Origin of the sequence: uncultured Nostoc sp. (assembly GCF_937863485.1) — a bacterium.
Lineage (GTDB): Bacteria > Cyanobacteriota > Cyanobacteriia > Cyanobacteriales > Nostocaceae > Nostoc.
The window spans coordinates 26002-33009 of sequence record NZ_CALMFY010000006.1; the positions used below are offsets into that span (position 1 = coordinate 26002).

The window sequence follows — 7008 nt, forward strand, 5'->3', positions numbered from 1 at the left end:
TCCCGCAGGGTACCGCAAAGAACGCAAAGGAAAGAAAGAAAGTTTAAGAGAGTTTTCTCTGTCACAAGATGGGGTTACAGCAACTCGCGCACATCAGAGACTTCGCCTTTAATCGCAGCAGTGGCGACCATCGCCGGACTCATTAACAATGTCCGACCGGAGGAGGAACCTTGTCTTCCTTTAAAGTTGCGGTTAGAGGAGGAAGCGCTGATTTGTCGTCCTTGTAGCTTGTCGGGGTTCATGGCTAGGCACATGGAACATCCCGGTTCACGCCACTCAAATCCAGCTTCCTGAAAGATTTTATCCAGTCCTTCAGCTTCCGCCTCTTCCTTCACCCTTTCAGAACCAGGGACAACAAAGGCTTTGATTCCCTGTGCAACATGGCGACCTTTGGCGATTTTCGCAGCTTCCCGCAAATCACTAATTCTGCCGTTGGTGCAACTACCAATAAAGCAGACATCTATTTTGGTACCCTTGATGGGTTGACCGGGGAACAAATCCATGTAGCGGTAAGCTTCTTCGGCAATGAATCGGTCTTCTTCAAGCAGTTCTTCTGGTTGAGGCACTGACTGGTTGACACCGATACCTTGACCGGGAGTAATCCCCCAGGTAACAGTAGGAGGAATTTCAGCAGCGTCGAATACGACTAGATCATCGTATTGGGCATCAGCATCGCTTTTGATCGATTGCCACCAAGCCACTGCTTTATCCCAATCTGCATCAATGGGAGCAAAATCTCTGCCTTTGAGGTAATCGTAGGTGACTTGATCGGGATTGACGTAGCCGCATCTAGCACCGCCTTCGATCGCCATATTGCAAACTGTCATCCTCTCTTCCATATTCATTTGATCAAATGTTGTACCTGCAAATTCGTAGCCATAGCCCACACCACCTTTAACGCCAAGGGTGCGGATGATATGCAGGATGACATCTTTGGCGAAAACTCCTGGCTTCAGGGTGCCGTTAACTTCAATTTTGCGGACTTTCAGTTTAGAAAGGGCAAGAGTTTGGGAAGCAAGAACATCCCGGACTTGGCTAGTACCAATACCAAATGCGATCGCACCAAATGCCCCATGACTTGATGTGTGACTATCTCCACAAGCGATCGTCATTCCTGGTTGGGTGATTCCTAGTTCTGGAGCGATGACATGAACTATACCCTGACTGCCAGAACCAATATTGTAAAAAGTTATGTTATTTTCTTGACAGTTATTTTCCAGCGCCTGAATCATTTCCTCTGCCAAGCTATCGGCAAAGGGACGTGCTTGATTTTCTGTTGGCACAATATGATCGACTGTGGCAACGGTACGCTCTGGAAACAGTACTTTCAGACTTCTCTCGCGTAACATCGCAAAGGCCTGGGGACTGGTGACTTCATGAATTAGGTGAAGCCCGATAAATAGTTGCGTCAGCCCTGAGGGAAGTGTACCAACGGTGTGTAAGTCCCAAACTTTATCAAACAGGGTACCTTTGCTCATACGTCAATCAATATTTAAAGAGTCCGGCCTTAAATAGTATCAAAAAAGAGTCTAGGTTTTTGCAGATCACTTAATATTACTTACATCTTTGCACTCTTATTTCTCTGTGCGCTCTGCGTCTCTGTGGTTTCAATCTTCTTTAACGAACCGCAGAGGCGCACAGATCACAGAGGAAGAGAGAACGGGAGGTAAAAGCGAAAATTCTCCGAAATATTGAGATGCAAAGATGTAAATAACTTTATCCTTTTGAACAAGGATATCTAAGACAATACGAGATAATTGCACTACCAGCTTTATGCCTATAGATTTACGGGAATTTTATCAAGCTACCGATCCCAGCAGAACTCTATTTGTCAACAATAGCTCTGATGGCAAGTATTACATAGATTTTTCCTCAGTCCGAGGTGGTGATATTCTTGGCAAGCTGAAGCAGAAAATTACTTTTTTTAAACCCAATGAACCCACTTGCACTTTATTTACTGGGCATATTGGTTGTGGTAAATCGACAGAACTATTACGGTTACAGGCAGAACTGGAAAAGTTAGGCTTTCACGTGGTCTATTTTGAGTCCAGTGATGACCTGGAAATGACCGATGTCGATATTGCTGATGTGCTGCTGGCGATCGCTCGTCGGGTGAGTCAAAGTCTGGATAAAATTACCCTGGAGTCACCCAACAAGTTTAATGAGTTGCTCCAAGATGCTTGGAAGGTTTTAAACTCCGAGGTGACGGGGGTAAAAGTTAAGGTTCCAAATGTCGGCGATTTTGGTGTCACCTCTGAAAAAGAAAAGCTTTCTCTGTCTGTGGGTATTGGTGAAATCACGGCGAAGATGAAAAATGACCCCACGCTGCGAGAAAAACTCAATCAGTATTTGGCACCGCAAAAAACTAAGCTGCTGGAAGCGATTAATCAAGAATTATTAGAACCTGCCGTGGCAAAACTCAAACAGCAGGGTAAAAATGGTCTGGTGGTCATTGTCGATAATCTTGACCGCATAGATAATCGTGCCAAACCTTGGGGTCGTCCGCAGCAGGAATATTTATTTGTCGATCAAGGTGAGTTTTTGACAAGGCTTAATTGTCATCTCCTCTACACCATGCCCTTGGCTTTGAAGTTTTCCAATGATTACGGAATGCTGACTCAGCGTTTCCCAGAAGACCCCAAGGTGTTACCAATGGTACCTGTACAAAAAACTGATGGCAGTGTTCATGTAGAGGGAATGGCACTCATGCAGCAGATGGTACTAGCTAGAGCTTTTCCTGACTTGACACCAGAGGAGCGTTTAAATAAAGCTACCGAGATTTTTGATAGTGCTGCTAGCCTAGAGCGGTTATGTAAAATGAGCGGTGGTCATGTGCGGGACGTGCTGAGGCTGTTGAATACCTGGATTATGGAAGAAATGAGTCTTCCCCTAACCCGTGAAACCTTAGAGCAAGTGATTCGTTCTCGGCGGAATGAAATAATGTTGCCGATTTCTGATGAAGAGTGGCAATTGTTACGTCATGTCAAGGAAAGGAAAAAGGTGAGTGATGACCACGGATATCAAAAACTGATTCGCAGTCGGTTTGTGTTTGAATATCGGGATGGTGGCGAGTCTTGGTTTGATGTTAATCCCGTTTTGGCTGAAGCAAGGGAGTTGCAGTGAGGAATCAGGGAACCGATGAATAATTAGATGATGAAACCAGAAACCAAAAATGTTTTGTTAAAAGCTTATGCACAATTGCACCAAATCACAGAAGAATTGTATTCAGCCTCAGATCTTACTTTTCACGTTATGTGGAAAAGCCCACGAAAAACCTAACCCTCTAACCCCCTTCCCGACACGGGAAGGGGGAAAATTCAAAGTCTCTCTCCTTTGAGGAGAGAGATTTAGAGAGAGGTTTTCCAGATATCGTGAAAAGTCAGAGCCTCGGATAAAGCTGTAGAAAACAACGATTTTGAGGACGCTAGTTTACTAGCTAGTAGAGCAGATAGACTTTATGAAGAGATAGAAAATTTAGAGATTGTAATTTCAGAACAGGAGGAAATATGAAAACAATCCCAGAGTTAAAGACTCGTATTAAAGAACTCAGTAAACAAGCTGTTGAATTTAGTAGAAAAGCATCTGAAGTGTGTTTAAGTGACCGTCAACAAGCCAAGTATTTTAGACAGCAAGCAAGAGAAGCTAGCAAACGCACTCAAGTATTGATACAGGAGTTAAAACGCCAGGAAGTTTAACTTGTAGTCTTTAATTCTTCCTTTGCCTCCTACACTCTAGATTTACGTCAGCTTATGACTTATGACAAACTCGCAACCATCAGAAGATGACCATGTAAATAATGATGTCTACGACGGGCTACGCCTACGCTCTTTGCAACAATTAGCTTGGGCGATTGAGTCCTCTGTGGGACAGTTTAAGCTGATTTTGGCCCGGTGTAATTATGCTAGAGAGCGCGATCGCCTCATCCAGAAATTGCGGGAAATTTGTCAAGTCGAAATTCGTGTCTTGGCGGTGCAGCAATCTCGCAAGACTCTTTATACTGCGATTCAGGAAGAATTCGGCGAAGAAATACCAGCCTGTGTGATGGTTGTGGGTTTGGAATCAGTGCAGAATTTGTCTGTGATGTTAACTTCTGCTAATCAGGTGCGGGAGGAGTTTCGCAAGAATTTTGCTTTTCCCTTAGTGTTGTGGATTGACGATGAAATCTACAAGCAACTAATACAGCTTGCGCCAGATTTGGAGAGTTGGGCAACTACGAGAAATTTTGCCATATCAACACAGGAATTAGTAGATTTTATCATCGAAACGGCTAATCAATGGTTTAGTAATAACTTAAATTTGAACGTAGATATATATATTAAACTTGGAAATGAATTAGAAACGGCGCAAAGAGATTTATTGAATCAGCCAGATGTTTATAATTTAGAAATTCAAGCTGATTTAAAATCTTTATTAGGTTTTATAAAACAGATAAATAATCACCAAGATTCGGCGCTACAGCATTATCACAAAGCTTATAAGCTTTGGCAGGAAAGTAATAATTTAGAAAGGCAGGCAAAAATCCTCGGTGAGATTGGGGTTTGTTATTATCTCAAAGCTTTTAAAAATCCAGATATCAATCATCCAGATTGGCAAGCGGCTTGGTATTATATTCGAGAGTATATAAATGTTATTAACCTGTTTCACAATCCAGATTTAATTGCTAATGCAGTAGTTAAATTCGGTGATATTTTGCGAGACTTGCAAAAGTGGGAAATGTTGCAGAGTCTTTCTGAACAGGCTTTAGTAATCCATCAAACTAACAATCAGCCAAGGGAATTAGCTAAGGATTACGGTTTTTTAGCTGAGGTGGCTTTGGCTCAAAAAGACTGGGTGAAAGCAAATCAGCTTGTTCAGCAAGCCTTGAAAGTTTTTGCCGCGATTCCCAATTTGGAATCAGCGAATATCTCAGGGGTTTTATCTGAGATTTCCGAAAGAGTTTTAAAATCAAAAGATTTGAGTTTATATCGGTTTATTTTAGGTCGTTCTCAATACCATTTAGGTCAAACTCAAGAGGCAACTTTCAGCTTAGAAACTGCTAGGGATGTGGGTAATCCCCTAGAAGATGTCAGGCTTTACTTGGATATTCTCAAGTTTTTGCAGCAGCTTTACTTTGAGCAGAAAGAATATCTCCAAGCATACAAAATCAAACAGCAACGGCGTTCCATTGAACAGCAATTTGGCTTGCGGGCGTTTATTGGTGCGGGTAGGTTAGAAGCAACAAAACAGGTATTTGTAGAGATATTGCGCTCAAACTCTCCCCAAGGAAATATTGCCCCAGAAATTGCTGCATCTGGTCGCCTGTTGGATGTAGAACGTTTGATTGAACGTATGGGTCGCCCTGATTATAAGCTGATAGTCATTCATGGGCAATCGGGTGTCGGCAAAAGTTCCCTGGTGAATGCGGGACTAGTACCAGCTTTAAAGAATAAAGCGATCGGGATTCAAGATTATTTGCCGGTGGTAATGCGGGTTTATACCAACTGGGTGGAAGAATTGGGGAGGCTTTTGGGGAGAGATGACGGAGATGAGAGGGATGAGGGAGATGAGAGAGAGTTAGAATTTCAACTTTCACCCTCAGAAGGTCAACTTTCACCCTCAGAAGGTCAACGTTCAGCTTCAGAAGGTCAACGTTCACCCTCAGAACTCGGAACTCCGCAATATTTAATATCCAGACTTAAAGAAAACGAACAGCGCAACCTCCGCACAGTGCTAATTTTTGATCAATTTGAGGAATTTTTCTTTGTTTACACCGAACCTGCACAAAGAAAGCAATTCTTTGAGTTTCTGGGAGAGTGTCTGAATGTTCTATCGGTGAAAGTTATCTTATCGCTGCGGGTGGATTACATCCATTACTTGCTAGAGTGCAATGATTTGTCTAGCCTGAAGATTATTGGCAATGACATTCTCAGTAGTAATGTGCTTTACAAGTTGGGGAATTTCTCACCTGCTGATACGAAGTCAATTATTCAGCGTTTAACTGAAAATACTAGTTTTCACTTAGAGGATGTTTTAGTTGAACAACTGGTGCAAGATTTAGCCGGAGAATTGGGTGAAGTTCGTCCCATTGAGTTGCAGGTTGTGGGGGCGCAACTGCAAACGGAGAATATTACAACTCTGGCAGAATATCAGCAGCTTGGCACTAAGGACGAATTGGTTAAGCGTTATTTGGATGAAGTTGTTAATGATTGTGGCGTTGAGAATCAGCAAGCAGCAGAAATATTACTGTATTTGCTGACGGATGAAAAAGGAACTCGCCCGTTAAAGACTCGCGCTGAGTTGGAACGCGATTTACACGAGTACTTGTCGGAGATCCCCCCAACCCCTCTTCAAAAGGGGGGCTTAGTTTCTTCTACCCCCTTTTTAACGGGGTCGCCGAAGGCGGGGGGATCAGAAATTAGGGAGAATAAAGCTTTTGATATCAGCAAATTAGATTTAGTGTTAGAGATTTTTGTCCAATCTGGCTTGGTGGTTTTGCTACCAGAAAACCCGGCTGACCGTTATCAACTGGTACATGACTATTTAGCCACGTTTATCCGCCAGCAACAAGAACCGAAGTTAAAGCAGGTGATGGCGCAACTGGAAAAGGAACGAGAACAAAGAAAACTGAGTGACGCAAAACTGAATAACTTTCTCAAACGCGCCCTTTTTGGTTCCGTCGCCGCAGTATTAGTATTCGCTGGGTTAGCAGGTTTATCATGGCGATCGGCAAAAGAGGCAAATGAGCAAAGAAAAGTAGCTGATGTTAATGAAATTAACGCTATTAATAATTCTTCAGAAGCGTTTCTTGCATCTGGACAACATCCAGATGCCTTAATCGCAGCCTTAAAAGCAAGTAACAAACTCAAACTTACACCTTCGGCATTAGAAAGAAGCGATACCCGAATGCAAACTGTAGCAACTTTACAGCAAGCGGTTTACTTAAAGTCAAAGGAGAAGAAAGAAAATCGTGCGATCGAGGTGAATACTTTAGAAGGTCATAGCAGTTTGGTCAGAAGCGTCGCCTACAGC

Annotated in this window: 3 protein-coding genes and 1 pseudogene; 3 read left to right on the top strand and 1 reads right to left on the bottom strand. The window is 42.9% G+C overall.

Features of this window, described 5'->3' with window-relative positions; all coding sequences use genetic code 11:
* Window positions 1-74: 74 nt before the first annotated feature.
* Window positions 75-1478, bottom strand: a complete 1404-nt coding sequence (leuC, locus tag Q0541_RS00975; protein WP_298904325.1) for a 3-isopropylmalate dehydratase large subunit — start codon at window positions 1476-1478, stop codon at window positions 75-77.
* Window positions 1479-1773: 295 nt separating this feature from the next.
* Between leuC and Q0541_RS00980 the strand changes: the two genes are divergently transcribed.
* The 3 genes and pseudogenes from Q0541_RS00980 to Q0541_RS00990 form a co-directional block, all read left to right on the top strand.
* Window positions 1774-3123, top strand: a complete 1350-nt coding sequence (locus Q0541_RS00980; protein WP_298904327.1) for an AAA family ATPase — start codon at window positions 1774-1776, stop codon at window positions 3121-3123.
* 383 nt (window positions 3124-3506) lie between these two features.
* Window positions 3507-3695 (top strand): hypothetical protein, encoded by a 189-nt coding sequence (locus tag Q0541_RS00985; RefSeq protein ID WP_298904329.1) that lies wholly within the window; start codon window positions 3507-3509, stop codon window positions 3693-3695.
* A gap of 61 nt (window positions 3696-3756) precedes the next feature.
* A pseudogene (locus Q0541_RS00990) lies at window positions 3757-7008 on the top strand (ribosome assembly protein 4); the annotation flags it as partial.